This window comes from Actinopolymorpha sp. B17G11 (assembly GCF_040196095.1).
Classification (GTDB): domain Bacteria; phylum Actinomycetota; class Actinomycetes; order Propionibacteriales; family Actinopolymorphaceae; genus Thermasporomyces.
Map to the genome: position 1 here is coordinate 30490 of NZ_JBEFTW010000030.1, position 21790 is coordinate 52279.

The window sequence follows — 21790 nt, forward strand, 5'->3', positions numbered from 1 at the left end:
GGCGGCACCTCAACGTCGTCGGCAGAGCAGGCGAGGTCAGTGGCCGGCTTCGTGCCAGGTGCGGCCCTCACCGACGGACACGTCGAGCGGAACGGTCAGCTCGGCTGCGCCACCCATCTCGCGGCGGAGTAGTTCTGCCACCTGGTCACGCTCGCTGGGCGCCACTTCCAGGACCAGCTCGTCGTGGACCTGGAGCAGCATCCGCGACCGCAGCTTCTCCTCCCGCAGCGCCCTGTCGACGCCGAGCATCGCGACCTTGATGATGTCGGCCGCGGATCCCTGGATAGGTGCGTTCAGCGCCATGCGTTCGGCCATCTCGCGCCGCTGGCGGTTGTCGCTGGTGAGGTCCGGGAGATAGCGGCGCCGGCCGAGCATCGTCTCGGTGTAGCCGGTCTTGCGGGCGGCGGCGACCACACCCTGCAGGTAGTCGCGTACGCCGCCGAAGCGCTCGAAGTATTCGTCCATCAGCTCGCGCGCCTCGGCAGTTTCGATGCGGAGCTGCTGGGACAGGCCGTAGGCGGAGAGACCATAGGCGAGGCCGTAGTTCATCGCCTTGATCTTCGCCCGCATCTCCTGGGTGACCTCGGCAGCCGGCACGCTGAACACTCGCGACGCGGTCGCGGCATGGAAGTCCTCGCCGGAGTGGAACGCCTCGATCAGGCCATCATCTGCCGACAGGTGGGCCATGATCCGCATCTCGATCTGGCTGTAGTCGGCGGTGAGCAGGGACTCGTAGCCGACGCCGACGATGAACGCCTCCCGGATCCGGCGGCCCTCCTCGGTGCGGATCGGGATGTTCTGAAGGTTGGGATCCATCGACGACAGTCGCCCCGTCGCCGCGATGGTCTGGTTGAACGTCGTGTGGATCCGTCCGTCATCGCTCACCGTCTTGAGCAGACCCTCGACGGTCGAACGCAGCCTCGACGCGTCCCGGTGGGCCAACAGATGGGCCAGGAACGGGTGCTCGGTCTGGGCGTAGAGCTGTTGCAGAGCCTCGGCGTCGGTCGTGTAGCCGGTCTTGGTGCGCTTGGTCTTGGGCATGCCGAGCTTCTCGAACAGCACGACCTGCAGCTGCTTCGGTGAGCCCAGGTTGATCTCCTCGTCGATCACCCGGTAGGCATCGTCGGCGGCCTGCTTCACCTGCCCGGCGAAATGTGCCTCGAGGCCCGACAGCCGCTCCACGTCGACGCAGATCCCAGCCTGCTCGACGCGCGCGAGGACGTCGACGAGGGGCAGCTCCACCTCGCGCAGCAGTCGGGCGCCACCGCGCTCGTCGAGGTCGTCGTCGAGCGCGGCCGCGAGGTCGATCACCGCCCGGGCGGCCACCATCGCCGTGTCCGCGACACCGCCGCCCTCGTCGACGCCCTCGAGGCTGAGCTGGCCGCTGTCGGGCTCCTCCGAGCGCAGCTCGCGCCGCAGGTAGCGCAGCGTCAGGTCGGCCAGGTCGTAGGACCGCTGGTCGGGGCGGACGAGATAGGCCGAGAGCGCGGTGTCGCTGGTGACGCCGCGCAGCTCCCACCCACGCGCGGCCAACGCGAGCATCGGGCCCTTGGCGTCGTGCAGCGCCTTCTCGTGGCGGGCGTCGCCCAGCCAGTCGGCCAGGGCCTTGTCGTCCTCGGGCGTGAGCTCACCCGGCTCCACCCAGGCCGCCGTACCGTCGGAGGACGCGAGGGCCACCCCAGCGACATCGCCGGTGCCGCGTCCCCAGCTCCCCTGGACGTGCAGGCCGGTGCGGACGTCGCCGGTCGCGTGCTCCTCTAGCCAGCCGGTCAGCTGGCCGGGCTCGAGCTTCTGGCCGGCGACGTCGAACCCCTCCTCCGCCTCCGGCTCGGGTGCCTGCAGGGTCGCGAAGAGACGGTCACGCAGCACCCGGAACTCCAGCGCGTCGAACACCTGGTGCACGGCGTCCCTGTCCCACGGCTGCATCACCAGGTCGACCGGCTGGAGCGGCAGGGTCAGGTCGCGGACGAGTTCGTTGAGCTGTCGGTTCTGCAGCACTTGTCCCAGGTGCGTACGCAACGACTCGCCGGCCTTGCCCTTGACCTCCTCCACATGGGTGACGAGGTCATCGAGTGAGCCGTACTGGTTGAGCCACTTCGCCGCCGTCTTGGGCCCCACCCCCGGGATTCCGGGCAGGTTGTCGCTGGTCTCGCCGACCAGGGCTGCCAGGTCGGGATAACGCTCGGGCGGGATGGAATAGCGCCGCTCGACCTCCGCCGGGGTGATGCGGGCCACCTCGGACACACCTCTGGTCGGGTAGATCACCGTGAGCCGGTCCGACACGAGCTGGAAGGTGTCCCGGTCGCCCGAACAGACGAGAACGTCATAGCCGAGCTCGACACCTCGGATGCCGAGCGTCGCGATGATGTCGTCGGCTTCGTACCCCTCCGACTCCAGGTGTGGGATCCGGAGCGCCTCGAGGACATCCTTGATCAGCGAGAGCTGGCTCCGGAACTCGTCGGGAGTCTTCTGCCGGTTGGCCTTGTATTCGGCGAAGGTCTCCGCCCGGAACGTCTTGCGCCCGACGTCGAACGCCACCGCGATGTGGGTCGGCTGTTCGTCGCGGATCATGTTGATGAGCATCGAGGTGAAGCCGTAGACCGCGTTCGTGGTCTGCCCGGTCGCAGTCGAGAAGTTTTCCGGCGGCAACGCGAACCACGCGCGGTAGGCCAGGGAATGGCCGTCGAGCAGCAGCAGGCGCGGAGCATCGGCCTGACCGGCGTCGGGTGTGTCGGTGCTGAGCTGATCAGTGTTGGAGGCTTCGTCAACAACCACGCAGGCGACTCTAGTCTCAGACACCGACACTGCCGGACAAGGCGTGGCAGCAGACGACGAAGGAGCGGGCATGACGGATCCGGGCAAAGCGCTCGATCTCGCGGACATCCCCCTGGCACCTCTGCACGAGCGGCTGGGCATCGAGGTGGTCGAGGCAGGCCCTGACCGGTGTACCGGGACGATGCCGGTGGAAGGCAACACCCAACCCTTCGGGCTCCTCCACGGTGGCGCCTCCTGCGCACTGGCCGAAGGGCTCGCGTCGCTCGCGGCAACGATGTACGCCTGGCCGGACAAGGTGGCGGTCGGCGTCGACCTCAACGCGACCCATCACCGCGCCGTCCGGTCCGGTGTCGTCCACGGCGTCGCGACACCGGTCCATCGAGGCAGCACGATCGTGACGTACGAGGTGGTGATCTCCGACGAGGCGGACCGCCGGGTCTGCACGGTCCGCCTCACCTGTCACCTCCGCCCGGCCTGATGCTCGGTTGCCTCGGCCTGGCCTGAGGCCCAGTTCCTACGACTGGGAGGGCCGGTTGCTCCTCCCGATATGGGAGCCCGTTCCATGACCATGAAGGAAATTCGGGCTATGGAACCGGAAACCGTTCATGATCACGATCATGAACACGGGAGGACGCGGTGGACGGAGACGCGGACCGGGGACTGGTCGCCGACCGCAGAGGCCTCCACGTCGCCGGGTACGTCGCCGAACTCCAGCTCCGTCGCGAGCGTCTCGCCCGTCACGAGGTCGCGGTGCGCCTCGACCGCCGTGCGTACACCCGAGTCGGGTGAGTCCACCACGAGACGGATCCGGTCGGAGACGTCGAGGCCAGCGGCCCGGCGGGCCTGCTGAACGACCCTGATCACGTCCCGCGCCACCCCTTCGGCGGTGAGGTCGGGAGTCACCTCGGTGTCGAGCACGACCACGCCGGCGTCGCCGGGCAACGCCGCGGACGATTCGGGATCGGACGGCACCAGCCGGAGCTCGTACTCCCCCTCTCGCAGAGCCACGCCTCCCGCGACGACGCCGGCCTCCGACATCGACCAGTCACCGGACTTGACGGCGCGGATCACCCGCTGGACGTCCTTGCCGAGACGCGGCCCCAGGGCCCGCGGCACCACGGAGAGGACACGTTCACAGTGCGCCGCGTCATCGGATTCGAGGACGACGGCCTTGACGTTGACCTCGGAGCGGATCAGGTCGGCGAACGGCTCCAGGGCGGCGGCATCGGGCGCCGCCACCGTCAGCGAAGCGAGCGGCAGCCGGACCCGCAGCCCTTTCGCCTTGCGCAGGGCGAGCGCCGCCGAACAGACGTGGCGTACGGCATCCATCGAGGCGACCAGCCCAGGGTCGGCCGGTAGGTCGTCGGCCTCCGGCCAGTCCGTCAGATGCACCGACCGCTCCCCCGTGAGACCGCGCCAGACCTCCTCGGCCACCATCGGCAGCAACGGAGCCGCCAGCCGGCACAACACCTCCAGCACGGTGGAGAGGATGTCGAACGCATCCCGGTCACCCGACCAGAAGCGCTCCCGCGACCGCCGGACGTACCAGTTGGTCAGGACGTCGAGGAACGCGCGCACCTCGGCGTAGGCACCCGAGATGTCGTACGCATCCAACGCTCTCGTCGTCGCGGCGACAGTGTCGTGGAGCTTCGCCAGAACGTACCGGTCGAGGACGTGCGGCGAGTCGGTACGCGACCGGGCGACGACGCCCTCTGCGTTGGCGTACAGCGTGAAGAAGTAATAGGCATTCCACAACGGGTTGATCGCCTGACGTACGGCCTCGCGGAACGCCGAGTCGGCCACGATCGCGTCGCCGCCGCGGAGCACCGGCGAGGACAGGAGCGCCCACCGCATGGCGTCGGCGCCGTACCGGTCGAAAACCTCGTGGACGTCCGGATAGTTGCGCAGGCTCTTCGACAGCTTCCGCCCGTCGTCGCCCTGCAGGATCCCGTGCACGACACAGTGCCGGAACGCCGGCCGGTCGAAGAGTGCCGTCGCGAGGACGTGCAGGGTGTAGAACCACCCGCGGGTCTGCGGGACGTACTCCACGATGAAGTCGCCCGGATAGTGGTCCTCGAACCAGTCGGCGTTCTCGAACGGGTAGTGCACCTGGGCGAACGACATCGACCCCGACTCGAACCAGCAGTCCAGCACCTCGGGCACGCGGCGCATCGTCGAGCGTCCGGTCGGGTCGTCGGGGTTCGGCCGCGTGAGCTCGTCGACGAACGGCCGGTGCAGGTCGGTCACGCGGACACCAAAGTCCTGCTCCAGTTCGGCGAGCGAACCGTAGACGTCCACGCGTGGGTAGGCAGGGTCGTCGGACTTCCACACCGGGATCGGCGAGCCCCAGAAGCGGTTGCGGCTGATCGACCAGTCGCGGGCGCCCGCCAACCAGGTGCCGAACGAACCGTCCTTCACGTGCGCGGGCGTCCAGTCGATCTGCTGGTTCAGCTCGATCATCCGGTCGCGGAACCGCGTCACCTCGACGAACCAGCTCGACACCGCCTTGTAGACCAGCGGCGTGTCACAGCGCCAGCAGTGCGGATAGCTGTGGGTGTAGGTGTCGTGGCGCAGCAGCACGCCGCGCTGCTTCAGGTCGCGGACGATCGGCTGGTTGGCCTCGAACACCTGCAGGCCTTCGTAGCTCGGGACCACCGAGGTGAACCGCGTGTGGTCGTCGACCGTCACCACGGTGGGGATGTCGGCCAGGTCGCAGGCGGCTTGGTCCTCCTCGCCGTACGCCGGTGCGAGGTGGACGACACCGGTACCGTCCTCGGTCGAGACGAACTCGGCACCGAGCACCTGGAAGGCGTTCGGCGTGTCGGCCAGGAAGTCGAACAATGGCGTGTAACGGCGGCCGACGAGCTCCGACCCGCGCAGGGTGCCGACGCGTGCCGCGTCGCCGAGTTCGTTGTCGTAGGCCGCCAACCGGGACTCCGCCAGCACATAGCGCACCCCGTCGGACTCCACCACGGCGTAGTCGATGTCCGGTCCGACGGCGACCGCCAGGTTGGACGGCAGCGTCCACGGAGTGGTCGTCCAGACCAGGAGCCGCTCCCCCGTCTCCACCTCGAACGCGACCGTGACGGCGGGGTCGTGCCGGTCGCGGTAGACGTCATCCATCCGGGTCTCGGTGTTCGACAGCGGCGTCTCGCAGCGCCAGCAGTACGGCAGGACGCGGAAACCCTCGTAGATCAGGCCTTTGTCGTACAACGTCTTGAACGCCCACAGGACGCTTTCCATGTACGAAGCGTCGAGCGTCTTGTAGTCGCCGGCAAAGTCGACCCAGCGCGCCTGCCGGGTCACGTAGCGCTCCCACTCCGACGTGTAGCGCAGGACCGAGGTCCGGCACGCGGCGTTGAACCGCTCGACCCCGAGGTCGACGATCTCCCGCTTGGTCGAGATGCCCAACTCGCGCTCGGCTTCCACCTCGGCGGGGAGACCGTGACAGTCCCACCCGAACCGGCGTTCGACCCGGCGTCCGCGCATCGTCTGGTAGCGCGGCACAAGATCCTTGACGTAGCCCGTCAGCAGGTGGCCGTAGTGCGGCAGCCCGTTCGCGAACGGCGGACCGTCGTAGAACACGAACTCGTTGGAGCCGTTCGGGCCCGGATCCCGCTGGTCGATGCTCGCCTGGAAGGTCTTGTCCGCCTCCCAGTACTCCAGCACCTCGCGCTCGAGCTCAGGGAAGGACGGCGTCGCCGGCAACGTCGTACCGGACGCGTCCGGGGCCGGGGTTGCCGCATCGTCGCGGTGTCGCGGATACATCGTCGCCTCGTCCTCGCCTCACCATCGCAGGCTGTCCTGCGGAATCTGGTGCGAGGACGAGCGAGGAAACCCCCGATGGGTGACCGCCCGCGGTACCACCTCGCTTGGCCCGGTGCCCACCCGTGAAGGGCGCGCGGTCGGACCCGCTCGTTGGCCGGCTGTGACGGGCCGGACCCGTCCGGGTCTAGTGAGGATCCCCATCCGTGCTGTCCGGATGGTCATGACGAAGGTGCCACGACCAGGGGAATCCCGTTCTTCCGAAAGGCTCGCCGGTGATGGCCGGGTCGGTGCCTGTACGCCCAAGGGTAACCACCCGGTCCTGGATCAGTCGCCCCAGTTTGGCCCGGGTAGTCTCCGGGCGTGTTTCCTGGCTTCGGGACGCTCCTCAACGTCGTCACGGTCCTGGTGGGCGCGACCCTCGGTGTCCTGCTCGGCCACCGGCTGCCGCAGCGCACGCGGGACGTGGTGACCGACGCCCTGGGCCTTGTCACGCTGCTGATCGCGGCATTCGCGGCGTTCGCGGTGCGCGACCGGGCGTTGATCGCGGCGGTCGGCGACAGTGCACCGATCCTGATCATCCTCACCTCGCTGGTGCTGTGCGGCGTCTTGGGGTCGCTCCTGCGCCTGGAGACCAGGCTCGAAGGCCTCGGCCACGTGCTCCAGCGCCGGCTCTCCGCCGGGTCGGACTCGGCCGAGCGGCGTCGGTTCGTCGAGGGGTTCGTGTCGGCGTCGCTGGTGTTCTGCGTCGGCCCGCTCACCGTGCTCGGGTCGATCTCCGACGGCCTCGGTCGCGGGTCGGACCAGCTCGCCCTCAAGGCGGCCCTGGACGGCTTCGCCGCCATCGCGTTCGCGACGTCGTTCGGGTGGGGAGTCGCGGCGTCCGCCCTCGCGGTCCTCGTCATCCAGGGCGGGCTCACGCTGGTGGGCGCCGCCGCCGGCGAGTTCCTCAGCGAGGCTCAGATCTCGGCGCTCACGGCGACCGGAGGGCTGCTTCTGGTGGGCGTCGCGCTGCGCCTCCTGCGGATCAAGCAGCTGCCGGTCGGCGACCTCCTCCCCGCCCTGGTCGCCGCCCCGCTCGTCACCGCCGTCGTGGTGTGGGTGCGCTGACGGGGCTCCGCCGGGCGTCATGGCCCACGGTGATGACCGACGATCTTGGGCTGGTGCCGGTTACGCGGGAGTCGCCGAATCCTCGTCGTCAGGTCGCCGCCAGGTCCCCCGGCGCGCGACGTACCGCTCGCTCGCGCCGAGCGCCGGATTGGCCGAGGTCGCCTGACCTGCGGGCTGCATACCGGCCTTCTCCATGACCCTCGCCGATTTCGGGTTGGCGACGTAGTACTGCGCGGAGATCGTCCGCGCGCCGAGGATGGTGAAGCCGTACGCCAGAACCGCGGCGAGCGCCTCGGTCATGTACCCCTTGCCCCACCACGCGCGCCCGAGTGCGTATCCCACGACCAGATCGCCCGCGCCTGGATCGATCGTGCGTCCGATGCCGATCCAGCCGATCACCACACCGGTGGCGCGAAGAACGATCGCGGCGTCATGCGACCCACGCGGGTCCTGTGCGGTGAAACGCAGGACCGCATCGAACCAGGCGTCCGGATCACGACCGAGCGGCTGGTCGAGATAACGCATGACCTCGGGGTCGGAGCGCCACTGGCTGACAGCCGCGCGGTCGCCCGCATCGAAGTCCCGGATGAGCAACCGCTCGGTCTGACACTCCATACGTACAGTGTTCCGGCTCCCGCCCCGCTTCAGGTGGAGTTCGGCCGCCCTGCTCTCGTCCGCGGCAGCCTTGCCGGCCACCGTGGCAGGACTAGCCCGTTCGAGCTACGCGGCCGCTCAGGCCATGCCGAGGTAGGCCTCCTTGACCGCGGGGTCGGCGAGCAGTTCGGTGCCGGTGCTGGTCCTGGTCACCAGGCCGGTCTCGAGGACGTACCCACGATGTGCGCGGCTCAACGCCTGGTGGGCATTCTGTTCGACCAGCAGGACGGTCGTGCCCTGGTTGTTGATCTCGGTGATGATCTGGAAGATCTGCTGGATGAACTGGGGGGCCAGCCCCATCGAGGGTTCGTCGAGAAGCAGCAGTCGAGGCCGCGCCATCAGCGCCCGGCCGATCGCGACCATCTGCTGCTCGCCTCCGGACAGAGTTCCTCCCACCTGGGAGGAACGCTCGGCCAACCGCGGGAACAGCTCGAACACGCGCGCGAAGTCCTCGGCGATGCCCTGGCGGTCCTTACGGGTGTAGCACCCCATCTCGAGGTTCTCCCGGACCGTCATGCCGGGAAACACCCCTCGCCCTTCCGGCGCCTGGCAGATGCCTCGGACGACCCGCAGGTCCGCCCGGAGCCTGGAGATGTCGTCACCGTCGAAGCGGACGGTCCCGCGCGTGAGGGGGAGCAGGCCGGAGATTGCCTTCATCGTCGTCGTCTTGCCGGCGCCGTTGGCGCCGATCAAGGTGACGATCTCGCCCTCGTCCACCGTCAAGGAGACGTCGCGCAACGCCTCGATCCGGCCGTAGTGGACGGAGATCCCGTCGACCTCAAGCAGTGGCATCGTCGACAACCCCCAGATAGGCGGCGATGACGGCCGGGTCGTCCCTGACCTCGGCAGGGGTACCGTCGGCGATCTTCTTGCCGAACTCCAGCACCACGATCCGGTCGGTCACGCCCATCACGACCCGCATGTCGTGGTCGATCAGCAGGACGGTGTAGCCGTCGTCGCGGATCCGGCGGATGAGGTCCATCAACTGGTCCTTCTCCGCCGGGTTGAAGCCGGCCGCCGGCTCGTCGAGGCAGAGCAGCTTCGGCTCGGTGGCGAGTGCCCGGGCGATCTCCAGCCGGCGCTGGTAGCCGTACGGCAGGTTCCGCGCCCGGTCAGCCGCCCGGTCTGCGATCCCCACGAACTCCAGGAGCGCCATGGCGCGTTCGACACCCTCCCGCTCCTCCCGCCAGTGCCGGGGGAACCTGCACAGCGCGCCCGACACGCTCGTGCGGTGCCGCGCGTCGGTGCCGACGACGACGTTCTCCAACGCCGTCATACCTTCGAAGAGCCGGATGTTCTGGAACGTCCTGGCGATGCCCCGCCGCGTTATCTGGTGCCGCTTGGTACGACCGAGTGGCCTTCCCTCCAGCTGGATCTCGCCCGAAGTCGGCCGGTAGACACCGGTCATGGCGTTGAAGCAGGAGGTCTTGCCGGCACCGTTGGGGCCGATGAGACCGAGAATCTCGCCACGCTTGATCGCGAACGACACCGAGTCGAGCGCCACCAGGCCACCGAACCGCAGGCTCACGTCCCGGAGCTCGAGCAGCGTCCCACCGACCTCGACGTCGATCTCCCGGTCGGGTGCGACGGCTTCGGCCACCTCGGCGAAGTGCTCGGCGCGTTCGGCCGCGGTCATCTCGCGGACCTCGACCGACAGCCCTTCGCCGGCGGGCGGCGTCGTCACCGGGTCCACCGCGGTGCGGTCGTCGCTGACGGACGCACTTTCCTCTGGCCGACCACTCATGCGTTCACCCCCTTGCCGGAGTCGGTGAGGGCGCTTTCGGTCCCGGCCTGCTCAGGACGGCCGACCAGCCGTACGTACGCCTGCCGGCCGCGGGCGAGCAGCCGCTGTCGCGCGCCCATGAGGCCCTGCGGGCGGAAGACCATGAGGACGATGAGGGCGATACCGAACATCAGGAAGCGGTACTCCGGTGCCAGCTGGAGCCGGTCGGGCACATACGAGATCACGAGCGCACCCAGCAGGACTCCGACCTTGTTGCCCGATCCGCCGAGAACGACGGCCGCGACGAAGAGGATGGACGTCACCACGTCGAAGCGTTGGTTGTTGACGAACCCGATCTGTCCCGCGTACAGAACGCCGGAGAGCCCTCCGACCGCTGCGCCCATGACGAACGCCCACACCTTGAACTTGAACGTGGGCACGCCCATCAGTTCGGCGGCGTCCTCGTCCTCACGGATCGCGACCCAGGCACGACCGACCCGGCTGCGTTCGAGATTTCCGACCAGCAGGAGGATCACGATGATGAACGTCACCGTGAGCCAGTACCACGGCTTGCCGTCGGTCTGGGTGAAGATCGGCGACCCGTCGGCATAAGTGCCTGGAGGGCGTCCGACCTCCTGGAAGCCCCGGTTTCCCCGCAGCGGTTCGACGTTGTCGGCGAGGAGGCGCACCATCTCACCGAAGCCCAGGGTGACGATCGCGAGGTAGTCGCCACGTAACCGCAAGGTGGGAGTGCCGATGACGACGCCGGAGATCATCGTGATGATCATGGCCACCGGGACCACGACCATCCACGAGTATTCGGGGTTGGTGAGGAACGAGTCGGGGCTTGTCATGATCGCCGCGACGTACGCACCGATGGCGAAGAATCCGACGTAACCGAGATCCAGCAGCCCGGCCTGTCCGAGCACGATGTTGAGCCCGAGCGCGATCAGCCCGAAGCGAGCCGCGTTGAACAACGCGAGCTCGTAGTCGGTCCACGGTTCCGTCGTCAACGGGAAGACGTTGAGGACCGGAAGCAGATAGACCAGGACGAGGAGCGGGATGATCAGCACCCAGTGCTGGGCCCGGCTGAGCGAGTTCCACCGGTCCCGGACCCGCTGACCGAACGGCACGCGGTCGGTCGCGACCCACCGGCCGGTCATACCCGCGCCCTTCCGAGCGACTCACCGAGGATGCCGGTGGGCCGGACCATCAGGATGCCGATGAGCAGGACGAACGCCACGACGTCTCGCCACTCACCACCGAAGAACGACTGGCCGTAGTTTTCCACCACGCCGAGCAGGAGACCGCCGACGAGGGCTCCCCGGAGATTGCCGATGCCGCCGAGGACCGCGGCCGTGAACGCCTTGATTCCCAGGAGGAAGCCACCGTTGTACAACACACCCTGGGGAATCTGCATGATGTAGAAGAGCGCGGCAGCGCCGGCGAGAACCCCGCCGAGAATGAACGTCAGCATGATGACGCGCTCTTTGTTAACGCCCATCAACGCGGCGGTGTCGGGGTCCTGCGCGACGGCCCGGATGCCGCGCCCGAGCCGGGTGCGGTTGATGAACTGGTCGGCGAAGACCAGCAGCGCGATAGCGGCCACGAAGACGATGATCTGGATCTGGGTGATCCGCGTGGTCCCGAACTCGAACACCGCCTCGGGAGCGAGCAACCGAATCGCCGGCTCCGGGTTGCCGCCCCGCCAGATGAGGAAGATCTGCTGGATGGCGAACGACGCGCCGATCGCGGTGATGAGGAACACGAGCCGGGGTGCGTTCCGCCGTCGTAATGGCCGATAGGCCACGCGCTCGAGCACCAGCGCGATCACGCCCGCACAGATCATCGCCACCAGCCCTGCCAAGGCGAGGTTGACGATCAGCGGCCCGAGCCCGCTGTCGATCGTCGGCCCCGGTTCGTACCCGAGGAACACGAATGTCGTGTACGCCGCGAAGGCGCCGACGATGAAGACCTCCGAGTGCGCGAAGTTGATCAGCTTCAGGACGCCGTAGACGAGCGTGTACCCGATGGCCACCAACGCGTAGATGCTGCCGTAGGCGAGACCGTCGATCGTGTTTGCCCAGAACCGGTCGATCAGCAGGTCGGTGTTGAAGTCGACCCAACCGCCGCTGGCCTGGATGAGGCCGGTCGCAAGGTGGAGTGTCACGCAGACGTCCGTCCGTTGTGGTCGAAGTCGGCGGCGACGTGGGTGGGGCGCGGAGCACCGAGGTCAACTCGGGCTTGCCGCGCCCCGTCCCGTCGCCGGACTTACTTGCTCAGGTCCTTCAGGTGGGCAATCTCGCCGTCCCTGACCTCGTACATCCAGATCGGCGTTTCGGTGAGCTCACCTGTTTCGTCCCACTTGAACTGCTTGGTCAGTCCCTGGCCTTCGTAGTTCTTCACGAAGTCGAGCACTGCCGCGCGGTCCTCGGCGCCCTGGTCCAGCGCCTGCAGAAGGATCGTGGTCGCGTCGTAACCCTCGGGCGAGTAGGTCGAGGGATCCCTGTCCGACAGTGCCTTGAAGTTCTCGGAGAACTCCTCGAATCCCGCAGAGGGCAGGCACGGGCAGCTGAGGTAGACGCCCTCGGCGGCGTCACCGGCGTTCTTGACGAACTCGTCATCGCGAACACCGTCAGGCGCGACGACCGACCCCTCGAAACCGCCGTCCCGCAGCTGCTGGACGAACGGTGACGCCTCGGGGTAGTAGCCCGAGAAGAAGACCGCGTCCGGGGCAGCGGAGGTGATCTCGCCCACGACCGCGGAGAACTCCTTCTGGCCGGTCTTGATCTTCGGCTCGCAGGCGACCTTGCTGCCCAGCGCCTCGGTCGTCAGGTCGGCGAGCCCGATGCCGTACTCGGAGTCGTCACGGACGACACAGACCTTCTTGGCCTTGAGGGTGTCGGAGATGAACGTCGCAACGGCCGGTGCCTGCGACGCGTCGTTTCCGAGCCCTCGGTAGAACGTCTTCCAACCGTTCGTCGAAAGCCCGGGGTTGGTCGCCGACGGGCTGACCGTCACCAGCCCGGCATCATTGAACGCCTTGCCGACGGCCTTCGACTCACCGGAGAACGGCAGACCGATCACACCAAGGATCGTCGGGTCGTTGATGGCCTGGGTGACGACACCAGGGGCCTTGTCAGGACTGCCCTCCGAGTCGAACTCCTTCAACTTCACCTGGCAACCAGGGTTGGCCTCGTTGTGCTCCTTCACCGCAAGGCGTACGCCGTGCAGGATGTTGAGGCCAAGGGCCGCGCTGGCACCGGCGATCGTGCCGATGTAGGCGATCGACGTGCCCTTTGCACATTTGCCCTGCCCGTCGCCGGCGGGCAGGACAGCGCCCGTGGGGATCGGCGGGGCAGCGTCGGGCTTGACTGCGACCCGGCCCGGCGCGCTGTCGGACTCGGTTTCACTGTTGGACCCGCCTGTGTTCTGCGCGCACGAAGCGAGGCTCAGCGAAACCACCGCTGCCAACGCCACGGCCCGCACCAGTCGTGCTTTGTACACGAATACCTCCATAGCCACCCACACGTCATGGTGTCGCGGCAGTCACGTCATGTGACAGGCGCCTGCCGACCGGTGCCGGAACCTACTGCGGACCGAGCCGGCACGACAAGTCCCGCCACCGGGGGGACGCCGGTCTCAAAGGTGTTCCGCAGCGGGAATGGCCACCGCTGTCGAGGCTCCGAGGGAGGTGCCGTGATCAGGAGCGGTGCCACGATCGCACCAGCGCCCAGGTCGGCTGTCCGACCCACGATTCCTCCCGATGCCGCATGATTCGGCGCACGTCGCGCCGCCCCCGTACTTCACGGAGTGTGCAGAGACTAGCTGTACGGGGGCACTCCGGTGAACGGACCCGGGGACGCTCTTACCGTCTCGTAACTCTGGACGCCCCCATGTCGGGAAAATCACCCAGTCGGAGCCTCTGTATCGCCCGACTCGCCACCGTCCGCAATCACGTTGTCACTTTCGTCCACCACAAGTTGAGCGACGCGGCGCATCGGGACGCGCTTGTCCATCGCCGTCTTCTGGATCCAGCGGAAGGCGTCGGGCTCGCTGAGATCGAACTTCTGCTGCAGCAGGGACTTCGCCCGCTCGACCAGTTTGCGGGTCTCGAGCCGCTCGGCGAGTCCGGCGACCTCATGTTCGAGTTGGACGCGCTCGGTGAACCTCGAGACGGCGATCTCGATGGCCGGGACGAGATCGGCCTTGGTGAACGGCTTGACGAGGTAGGCCATCGCCCCCGCGGCGCTTGCGCGGTTGACGAGATCGCGCTGGCTGAATGCCGTGAGGATGATCACCGGACAGATGCCCTCGTCGCCGATGCGTTCGGCCACGGTGATGCCGTCGAGCTTGGGCATCTTGACGTCGAGGATCGCGAGATCCGGCCGCAGCTCACGGACGAGCGCGAGGGCACTGTCGCCGTCGGCCGCCTGGCCGATCACGTCGTAGCCTTCTTCACCCAGCATCTCCGCGAGGTCGAGCCGGATGAGCGCCTCGTCCTCTGCGAGGACGACCCGGCGTGGTTGGCGCTCGGTCGGGTTGGTCACGGCGCAATCCTCCTGCCCAGAGCTGCACGATGCGAGCGCCGCCAGCGTACCCGGCGGATCCGGTCGGGCATTGTCGGCACCGTCCGATAAGCTTGTTTTGGGCCCCGGTACGCCAACCGGCAGAGCGAGCGGTCTCAAACACCGTCCAGTGTGGGTTCGAATCCCACCCGGGGCACCTCATTTCATTCTTCTGACCGTTCGGCGCTTCGGTCGAAGACTCATCTTGTCGGTGGTCCGTGCAATATTCAGCCCATGTATGACCGGCGTATTCGCGAAAGCGCACTCCTTCTTCTCGCCAAAGGCCTCAGCCTCAACGCGGCGAGCAAGGAGCTCGGCATAAGCCGGGCTGCGCTGACGCAGTGGAGTCGAGCCCCAGAAGTGGCGCTGGCAGCAGCCGAACACGGCTGCCCGCGATGTGCGGACCCACCCGATCTCCCAGATCGCCATGCATATGCGCATCTCCTTGGCCTTTACCTCGGCGACGGATACATCAGCCAGCTTCGCAAGGGTGTCTACTCGCTTCGGATCTTCTGCGACGACCACTACCCCGGCCTGCAGGCGGAGGCAGGCGCATCGATGCGGCACGTGCGCCCTCCGGGCAAGGTCTATCGCGTACCCGGCGCCGGATGTTCGGCCGTGATGGGCCTGTGGAAACACTGGCCGTGTTTGTTTCCGCAGCACGGGCCAGGCATGAAACACACTCGACCTATTGTGCTGGAGTCCTGGCAGCGAGAAATCGTCGAAGAATACCCCGGCAGGTTCCTGCGTGGGCTTTTCCATTCCGACGGCTGCCGCATCACCAACTGGACCGTACGCACGGTGAATGGAACCCCGAAGCGATATGAATATCCGCGTTACTTCTTCACCAATGCCTCCGCCGACATCCGTGCCCTCTGTACGTGGGCACTAGACCTGCTCGGGATCGCCTGGCGGCAGCCCAACCCGCGGCAGATCTCGGTGGCTCGGCGAGAGGCAGTCGCCGCCCTCGACACCCATGTCGGACCGAAGCCCTGACGTCGGCGGCTCCAGCCGGCCAGTCCGTAGGTACTGGAAACCCCCTGGCATGGAGCGATATCTTCTGCGATATCTCTGGCGAGGACGGGGCACCGGCTCCGGGCCGCTGAACACCAGAGTGCCCGCCCAACCGCAGAACACCGAGGAGGTCGTCGTGGCCGAGAGACTCACCGACGAGCCCACCGGGCCCAACTCCGACCCCGCCGGCTCCGCTCGCCCGCTGAGCCCCGCAGAACCAGATACCCCCGAAGGTCCGGAGACTCTCCTCCTGAGAGCGCTCGGGAGCCTTCCCGAAGCGCAGCGCCACGATGTCCTGCGCTGGCTGTTCGAACGCATCCCGCAGGCCGCGCCGCCGCTCCGCGACCTCGGCGCCCAGGCACCCGGCCCGGAAGCGGAGATCGCCAGATCGCTCGCCGCGCGACACGCGGCCCACCAGGGCCCAGGCGACACCGAGGCTGCCCGACAGGCGCTGCTGTTCGGAATGTCCGACCCGATGCGTGGTGACTACCAGATGGTGCCGGTACGCCTGCCGACGGCAGACCACGCACGGCTGCGGGCCTGGTCGCAGGAGCACGGGTTCGCCATGGCCACCATCATTCGCGGGTTGCTCGCCCGCTTCCTCGACGAGCAGCACCCAGGCTCGCCGGAGGCCGGGACGGCACCAGCGGGTTGAGACGACACGGGGTCACGACCCGACGCAGGACGGTCAGCTCACAGCCGGTATGCCGGTGCTGCCTCGGTCACCGCGTCGCCGATCCGGTGGACTCGCAGTGCGTTGGTGGACCCCGGGATGCCTGGCGGACTACCGGCGACGATCACCACGTTGTCGCCTCGGCGGCACCGGCCGACAGCGAGAAGTGAACGGTCGACCTGCTTCACCATCTCGTCGGTGTGCGCGACCGTGGGCGCGAGGAACGTCTCGACTCCCCAGGTCAGCGCGAGCTGGTGGCGGGTCTCCTCCTCCGGCGTGAACGCCAGAAGTGGCACCCGTGAGCGGTAGCGAGCCAGCCGCCGAGCGGTGTCACCGGACTGTGTGAAGGCGACGAGGAACTTCGCACCCAAACGCTCGGCCACCTCGGCGGCCGCCTTGGCGATCACCCCGCCCTTGGTACGAGGCTCCCACTGGATGCCTGCCACCCGTTCGAGACCGTGTTCCTCGGTGGTCTCGACGATCCGGGCCATCGTGCGTACGGCATCGATGGGATAGAGCCCGACACTGGTCTCCCCCGACAACATCACCGCGTCGGTCCCGTCGAGGACTGCGTTGGCGACATCGGAAGCCTCGGCCCTGGTCGGCCGGGGTGCGTTGACCATGGACTCGAGCATCTGGGTGGCGACGATCACCGGCTTGGCGTTGGTGCGGGCGAGTTCAACGATCCGCTTCTGCACCAGGGGGACATCCTCGAGCGGCATCTCGACGCCGAGATCGCCACGGGCCACCATGAACCCGTCGAACGCATCGATGATCTCGTCGAGGTTCTGGACCGCCTGGGGCTTCTCGATCTTCGCGATGACCGGAAGCCGCACCTTCTCCTCTGCCATCACGCGCCGGACGTCCTCGACGTCGCGGGCGTTCCGGACGAACGACAGGGCGATCATGTCCGCCCGCAGGTGCAGCGCCCAGCGCAGGTCGTCGAGGTCCTTCTCCGACAGGGCAGGGACCGAGAGCCCCACGCCCGGCAGGTTGAGCCCCTTGTGGTCCGACACCCGCCCACCCACGACCACCCGGGTCACGACATCGGTGTCGGTCACGGACTCCACCTCGAGCGCGAGCCTGCCGTCGTCGACGAGGATGCTGTCTCCCGCGTCGACGTCGCGCGGCAGCCCTTCGTAGGTCGTCCCGCAGCGGGTGACGTCACCCACGCATTCCTGCGTGGTGATCGTGAAGCGGTCACCGTAGACGAGGTTGACCGACCCGTCGGCGAACTTGCCGAGCCGGATCTTGGGTCCCTGCAGGTCGACGAGGATCCCGACCCCACGGCCGGACTCCTCGGCAGCCTCGCGGACCAACCGGTAGATGCGTTCGTGCTCGGCGTGGCTGCCGTGACTCAGGTTGAGTCGGGCAACGTCGAGCCCGGCGTCCACGAGTTCGCCGATCCGCTCAGGTGTGGAGGTAGCGGGACCGAGGGTGCAAACAATCTTTGCGCGGCGCACAAAGCCGACTCTATGCCTGCGTCAGAGCCGGCTTCGTCGCAGGGCCGCGTAACCCGCGAGTAGCAAGGCGGCCCACCCCAGGGCGTGCACGGTGATCACGCCGGCCGATCCGAGGTCAGCGGCGCCTTCGATGCGCGACGCCGCGAAGAGTTGACGGACGAGCCAGCGGGGGGTCTGCGACTGCCGCGACCCGAGGACGAGCACGAGGACGGGCACCGCGAGGACGATCATCACCGACCATCCCGCGCCGGCGATGACTGGCCGGCTCGCCAGGGCGCCGACGGCCAACCCACACGTCGCCGACAGGACATGGAGCCACCCCCCGAATGCGGCCCAAGCCGCCCATTCCGGCCAACCGCCGGAGATCTCGACCGCGCCACGAGGAGGGGCGCCACGACACCGAGCACGACCACCGGCAGGACCATGACGAGGGCAGCAAGCAGGCCGGCGGCGAGCTCACGGCCCGGGGAGCCGACGCCGATCTTGGCCAGCAACCGCTGTTCGTCGGGCTCGGTGTCGAGCACGAGTTTGGTCTGCCAGCCGAAGACACCGAGCAGCAGCGCGGCCGAGAACGCGTACGCCTGGTTGGGTGGCGCCACTCCCCCTGCGTGGGCGACCGAGACCAGCGCCAAGGCCGCGATCAGGGGTGGCCAGACCCGCTGGAGCCCGACGTAGGCAGCGATGCGCATCCGTACAAGGGCGACGACCCGGGTCACGGCTCGCTCCGTACGTCCCGGTCCTCGGACACCGGACAGGTGTCGGACACCCGGCCCGCCTCGAGCGTCCAGTGCCTGGTCGGTCCCAGGTCGCCCGACCGGCCCCGGTGGTCTGTGACGACACAGAAACCACCAGCCGCGGTGACCTCCGCCACCAGCGCGGGGACCTCCTTCTGGCTGGTGGTGTCGAGGCCCTCCCACGGCTCGTCCATGACGAGGAGTCCGGGTCGCCTGAGCAAGGCCTGTGTCAATCCCACCTTGCGCCGGGTGCCCTGCGACACCGAGGCGAACGACGTGTCGAGGAACTCGGTGAGATGCAGCCTTGCGGCCAACTCGTCGATCCGTGCGCGTGCCTCGTCGGTGGTGAGGCCCTGGACCCTCGCCATGGCCTGGAGATAGCGCCGTACGGTGAAAGGTCGCCCGAGCGCAAGGCGCTCCGGCAGCCATCCGACCACAGCGGGACGGCCGGACAGCTCGCCGCGACCCACGGGCAGCAACCCCGCGATGACCCGCAGCAGCGTCGACTTGCCGGAGCCGTTGCGTCCCTCGATGACAACCGTCTCACCAGGGCCGAGCTCGACGTCGACACCGCGGAGTACCCATGGCGTACGCCGGGCGTACCGCGCGTGGACATCGACAAGCCGCACGGGAATCTTTCTACCAGGGCTTCCGGTGGGAAGGATCAGACCATGCCTCAGGTCTTCGACCGCGACCCGCGCCGGCGCCGCGACGCACGCGCCAAGGAGCTCGGCTCGCAACTCGCACTGCGACACGTCGCGGCGATCGCACTGACCTGGGTCGACAACGCCGGCATCACGCGCGTCAAGGCCGTACCCACCAGGAGACTCACCGACGCCGTCGCGTGGGGCGTCGGCATGTCCCCGGTGTTCGACGTCTTCACGGTCGGGGACTCCATCACGACCAGTACGCACATCGGCGGACCCGTCGGCGACCTTCGCCTCTTTCCGGACCTCGACCAGGTCACCGTTCTGGCGGCTCAGCCCGGCTGGGCATGGGCTCCGGTCGATCGCAGGACGCAGGAAGGTGAGACCTACCCCGCCTGCCAGCGTTCCTTCGCCCGCCGGATGGTCGACGAGGCCGCCGGCCGTGGCTTGGACGTCCGCATGGCCTTCGAGGTCGAGTGGTTCGTCGGCCGGGACGCCGAGGATGGCGGCGACGAACGCGACCGTGCCGTGGAGCCGGCGTGCAAGGGCCCGGCTTATGGCATGACCCGGGTGATCGAGCTGTCGAACTATGCGCACGACCTGCTCGACGCGCTCGCCGCCGAGGACGTGCCCGTCGAACAGTTCCACCCGGAGTACGCACCAGGTCAACTGGAACTGTCGATCTCCGCAGCGGATCCGGTCACCGCGGCCGACCGCCTCGTGCTCGTCCGGCAGACCATCCATGCGGTCTCCCAGACCTACGGCTGGCGCGCGTCGTTCGCGCCGGTCGTCGAGGCGGCGGGCGTGGGGAACGGGTCGCACCTGCACCTGTCGGCTTGGGCTGACGGCGCGAACCTGTTCGCAGGCGGCTCGGGACCCTATGGGCTGACCGGACGCGCAGAGTCGCTGGTGGCGGAGCTGCTCGACCGGCTGCCGGCTCTGTGCGCCATCGGCGCTCCCAGCGCTGCCAGCTACCTTCGCCTGGTCCCGCAACACTGGGCCGGGCCCTACCAGTGCTGGGGACGGGAGAACCGCGAGGCGGGGATCCGCCTGATCACCGGCACCACCGGCTCCGAGCACACCGCCGCCAACGTCGAGCTCAAGTGCATCGACGGCAGTGCCAACCCATATCTCGTCGTCGGCACGGTCCTCGCCGTGGCACTCGCCGGGATCGACCGCGGACGCCGGCTGCCATCCGAGATGCGGGTCGACCCCGCCACCGTGCCTCCCGCCGACCGTCCGCCCCGGCTCCCCCAGTCGGCGCTGGAAGCCATGTCCCATCTGGAAGCCGACGAGATCCTGGCCACCGCGCTGGGTGAGCCGTTGCTGCATGCGTTCCTCGCCGTCCACCGGGCCGAGATGGAGCTCTTCGCCGACGCGACACCGGCCGAGATCGTCGCCGCGACCCGATGGGCGTACTGAGCCCAGGCCGTGGGAGTGGGCGAGAAGGGACGGATGCGTGGCCGAAGGAAGTGAGGTCACGCATCCGTCCCACAGCACCATGGTCCTGGGGCCGACGAAGGAGGTCCCGTGACCGGGCTCGACCTGCCCCTTGTCGACGGGCACTGCCATGTCGTGGTCGACAGGCAACCGGATCGGCAGGCGTTCGAACTCTTCCTCACCGAGGCCACGCAGCCCGCCCCCACGGGCGTCTCGTACGCCGACTCGCAGTTGGGTCTCGCGCTCCGCCGATGGTGCGCCCCACCACTGGGCCTGCCGCCCGGCGCGCCGCTCGAGGAGTACCTCGTGCGGCGAACCGAACTGCCGGCGGCCGATGTGCGGCGCCGGCTACTCGAAGCGGCCGGACTCTCACACCTGCTGGTCGACACCGGGCTAGGAGCCACGGGCTCCGTTTCCCTGCCACAGTTGGCATCTGCCGCACGTGCGGAGGTTCGTCCAGTCGTACGCCTCGAACGGGTCGCCGAGGACCTGGCGTCGTCAGGAGTGTCAGCTGAGGACTTCGCCGACGCCTACGCCGCCACGCTTGTCGACGCCACGCGAGACGCGGTCGCCGTGAAGTCGATCCTGGCCTACCGCCACGGATTCGCGGTGCCCGCGACCCGCCCGGGCATGGCCGAGGTTCGGGATGCCGCCCGTGGATGGCTCGCCAACAACGGAAGGCACAGAGCGGCCGAGGCGATCCGCCAATGGCGCCTTGACGATCCGGTCCTTCTGCGGTTCGTTCTCTGGTGCGGTCTTGATCGCGGCCTGCCGGTCCAGCTGCACACCGGCTTCGGGGACCGGGACCTGCGGCTCACCAGCGTGAACCCCGCCTTGCTGCAGGGCCTTTTCGAAGCCGCTGAGCCGACGGGGACACCGATCGTCCTGTTGCACTGCTATCCGTACCACCGTGAGGCCGGCTGGCTGGCCGCCGTACATCCCTACGTGTACGTCGATGTCGGGCTCACCGTGGCCCATGCCGGGATCCGTGCCGAAGCGATCCTTGGTGAGTTCTGCGAACTGGCACCGTTCAGGAAGCTGCTGTACTCGAGCGACGCGTACGGACTGCCGGAGCTCTATCTCGTGGGCGCCGCGCAGTTCCGGGAGGCGTTCGGGAGGCTCCTCGACAGCTGGCGGAGGCAGGGCGCCCTCACCCTCGCCGACGCAGATCGGATCGGCGCGATGGTGGGCGCCGACAACGCCCGCCGCCTCTACTCCCTCTGA

19 protein-coding genes and 1 tRNA gene are annotated in these 21790 nt (G+C 68.2%); 7 read left to right on the forward strand and 13 right to left on the reverse strand.

The annotated features are described in order from the left end of the window. Positions 1 to 36: 36 nt before the first annotated feature. Complete coding sequence (gene polA, locus ABN028_RS25880; protein WP_502879215.1) at positions 37 to 2775, reverse strand: DNA polymerase I; 2739 nt, start codon at positions 2773 to 2775, stop codon at positions 37 to 39. Between the two features lie 70 nt (positions 2776 to 2845). On the opposite strand from polA, the gene ABN028_RS25885 reads away from it, so the two are divergent. Next, positions 2846 to 3253, forward strand: coding sequence for a PaaI family thioesterase (locus ABN028_RS25885; RefSeq protein WP_349698415.1), 408 nt, complete (start codon positions 2846 to 2848; stop codon positions 3251 to 3253). Positions 3254 to 3390: 137 nt separating this feature from the next. Here ABN028_RS25885 and ileS read toward each other — a convergent pair whose 3' ends face one another. Next, positions 3391 to 6543, reverse strand: coding sequence for an isoleucine--tRNA ligase (ileS, locus tag ABN028_RS25890; protein ID WP_349698416.1), 3153 nt, complete (start codon positions 6541 to 6543; stop codon positions 3391 to 3393). Positions 6544 to 6903: 360 nt separating this feature from the next. On the opposite strand from ileS, the gene ABN028_RS25895 reads away from it, so the two are divergent. Beyond that, positions 6904 to 7650, forward strand: coding sequence for a DUF554 domain-containing protein (locus tag ABN028_RS25895; RefSeq protein ID WP_349698417.1), 747 nt, complete (start codon positions 6904 to 6906; stop codon positions 7648 to 7650). 60 nt (positions 7651 to 7710) lie between these two features. Here the strand turns inward: ABN028_RS25895 and ABN028_RS25900 are convergent, their stop codons facing one another. The 7 genes from ABN028_RS25900 to ABN028_RS25930 all read right to left on the reverse strand — a co-directional run bounded on the left by ABN028_RS25900 (position 7711) and on the right by ABN028_RS25930 (position 14577). Next, the gene (locus ABN028_RS25900) at positions 7711 to 8265 is read right to left on the reverse strand and encodes a GNAT family N-acetyltransferase (RefSeq protein ID WP_349328046.1); all 555 of its coding nucleotides are present in this window, start codon (positions 8263 to 8265) and stop codon (positions 7711 to 7713) included. Between the two features lie 117 nt (positions 8266 to 8382). Then, positions 8383 to 9096 (reverse strand): ABC transporter ATP-binding protein, encoded by a 714-nt coding sequence (locus tag ABN028_RS25905; protein ID WP_349328045.1) that lies wholly within the window; start codon positions 9094 to 9096, stop codon positions 8383 to 8385. Beyond that, entirely contained in the window at positions 9083 to 10048 is a 966-nt protein-coding gene (locus ABN028_RS25910; protein ID WP_349328044.1) for an ABC transporter ATP-binding protein, read from the reverse strand. Before ABN028_RS25910 ends, ABN028_RS25905 begins: the two co-directional genes overlap by 14 nt. After that, the gene (locus tag ABN028_RS25915) at positions 10045 to 11190 is read right to left on the reverse strand and encodes a branched-chain amino acid ABC transporter permease (protein ID WP_349328043.1); all 1146 of its coding nucleotides are present in this window, start codon (positions 11188 to 11190) and stop codon (positions 10045 to 10047) included. Before ABN028_RS25915 ends, ABN028_RS25910 begins: the two co-directional genes overlap by 4 nt. After that, positions 11187 to 12197 carry a branched-chain amino acid ABC transporter permease gene (locus ABN028_RS25920; protein WP_349689165.1) on the reverse strand — a complete coding sequence of 337 codons (1011 nt, stop codon included), beginning with the start codon at positions 12195 to 12197 and terminating at the stop codon, positions 11187 to 11189. The genes ABN028_RS25915 and ABN028_RS25920 overlap by 4 nt, the downstream gene beginning before the upstream one ends. Positions 12198 to 12298: 101 nt before the next feature. Then, positions 12299 to 13534 (reverse strand): branched-chain amino acid ABC transporter substrate-binding protein, encoded by a 1236-nt coding sequence (locus ABN028_RS25925; RefSeq protein ID WP_349698418.1) that lies wholly within the window; start codon positions 13532 to 13534, stop codon positions 12299 to 12301. 401 nt (positions 13535 to 13935) lie between these two features. Further along, positions 13936 to 14577 carry an ANTAR domain-containing response regulator gene (locus tag ABN028_RS25930; protein WP_349698419.1) on the reverse strand — a complete coding sequence of 214 codons (642 nt, stop codon included), beginning with the start codon at positions 14575 to 14577 and terminating at the stop codon, positions 13936 to 13938. 101 nt (positions 14578 to 14678) lie between these two features. On the opposite strand from ABN028_RS25930, the gene ABN028_RS25935 reads away from it, so the two are divergent. The 3 genes from ABN028_RS25935 (at position 14679) to ABN028_RS25945 (ending at position 16264) form a co-directional block, all read left to right on the forward strand. Continuing rightward, positions 14679 to 14752: transfer RNA gene (locus tag ABN028_RS25935), tRNA-Leu, on the forward strand. Positions 14753 to 14829: 77 nt separating this feature from the next. Then, a complete protein-coding gene (locus ABN028_RS25940) occupies positions 14830 to 15591 on the forward strand; it encodes a transcriptional regulator (RefSeq protein ID WP_349698420.1) in 762 nt (253 codons plus the stop codon). Between the two features lie 154 nt (positions 15592 to 15745). Continuing rightward, positions 15746 to 16264, forward strand: a complete 519-nt coding sequence (locus ABN028_RS25945) for a hypothetical protein (protein WP_349698421.1) — start codon at positions 15746 to 15748, stop codon at positions 16262 to 16264. Between the two features lie 38 nt (positions 16265 to 16302). Here the strand turns inward: ABN028_RS25945 and pyk are convergent, their stop codons facing one another. The 4 genes from pyk to ABN028_RS25965 are packed head-to-tail and all read right to left on the reverse strand — an operon-like array spanning position 16303 to position 19108. Next, positions 16303 to 17745 (reverse strand): pyruvate kinase, encoded by a 1443-nt coding sequence (gene pyk / locus ABN028_RS25950; protein WP_349328037.1) that lies wholly within the window; start codon positions 17743 to 17745, stop codon positions 16303 to 16305. A gap of 21 nt (positions 17746 to 17766) precedes the next feature. After that, a complete protein-coding gene (locus ABN028_RS25955) occupies positions 17767 to 17976 on the reverse strand; it encodes a hypothetical protein (RefSeq protein ID WP_349698422.1) in 210 nt (69 codons plus the stop codon). Beyond that, complete coding sequence (locus tag ABN028_RS25960) at positions 17976 to 18461, reverse strand: hypothetical protein (protein ID WP_349698423.1); 486 nt, start codon at positions 18459 to 18461, stop codon at positions 17976 to 17978. Before ABN028_RS25960 ends, ABN028_RS25955 begins: the two co-directional genes overlap by 1 nt. Beyond that, positions 18458 to 19108, reverse strand: a complete 651-nt coding sequence (locus ABN028_RS25965; protein ID WP_349698424.1) for an ABC transporter ATP-binding protein — start codon at positions 19106 to 19108, stop codon at positions 18458 to 18460. The genes ABN028_RS25960 and ABN028_RS25965 overlap by 4 nt, the downstream gene beginning before the upstream one ends. 42 nt (positions 19109 to 19150) lie before the next feature. On the opposite strand from ABN028_RS25965, the gene ABN028_RS25970 reads away from it, so the two are divergent. Together ABN028_RS25970 and ABN028_RS25975 are read left to right on the forward strand one after the other, a co-directional pair. Continuing rightward, entirely contained in the window at positions 19151 to 20548 is a 1398-nt protein-coding gene (locus ABN028_RS25970) for a type I glutamate--ammonia ligase (RefSeq protein ID WP_349698425.1), read from the forward strand. A 108-nt stretch (positions 20549 to 20656) separates the two neighbouring features. Next, the gene (locus ABN028_RS25975) at positions 20657 to 21790 is read left to right on the forward strand and encodes an amidohydrolase family protein (RefSeq protein ID WP_349698426.1); all 1134 of its coding nucleotides are present in this window, start codon (positions 20657 to 20659) and stop codon (positions 21788 to 21790) included.

Coding starts and splice junctions, on each gene's coding strand:
- ABN028_RS25940 (WP_349698420.1), top strand. CDS start 14,830: ATGTATGACCGGCGTATTCGCGAAAGCGCACTCCTTCTTCTCGCCAAA.
- ileS (WP_349698416.1), bottom strand. CDS start 6,543: ATGTATCCGCGACACCGCGACGATGCGGCAACCCCGGCCCCGGACGCG.
- ABN028_RS25915 (WP_349328043.1), bottom strand. CDS start 11,190: ATGACCGGCCGGTGGGTCGCGACCGACCGCGTGCCGTTCGGTCAGCGG.
- ABN028_RS25955 (WP_349698422.1), bottom strand. CDS start 17,976: ATGATCGTCCTCGCGGTGCCCGTCCTCGTGCTCGTCCTCGGGTCGCGG.
- ABN028_RS25910 (WP_349328044.1), bottom strand. CDS start 10,048: ATGAGTGGTCGGCCAGAGGAAAGTGCGTCCGTCAGCGACGACCGCACC.
- ABN028_RS25900 (WP_349328046.1), bottom strand. CDS start 8,265: ATGGAGTGTCAGACCGAGCGGTTGCTCATCCGGGACTTCGATGCGGGC.
- ABN028_RS25885 (WP_349698415.1), top strand. CDS start 2,846: ATGACGGATCCGGGCAAAGCGCTCGATCTCGCGGACATCCCCCTGGCA.
- ABN028_RS25905 (WP_349328045.1), bottom strand. CDS start 9,096: ATGCCACTGCTTGAGGTCGACGGGATCTCCGTCCACTACGGCCGGATC.
- ABN028_RS25970 (WP_349698425.1), top strand. CDS start 19,151: ATGCCTCAGGTCTTCGACCGCGACCCGCGCCGGCGCCGCGACGCACGC.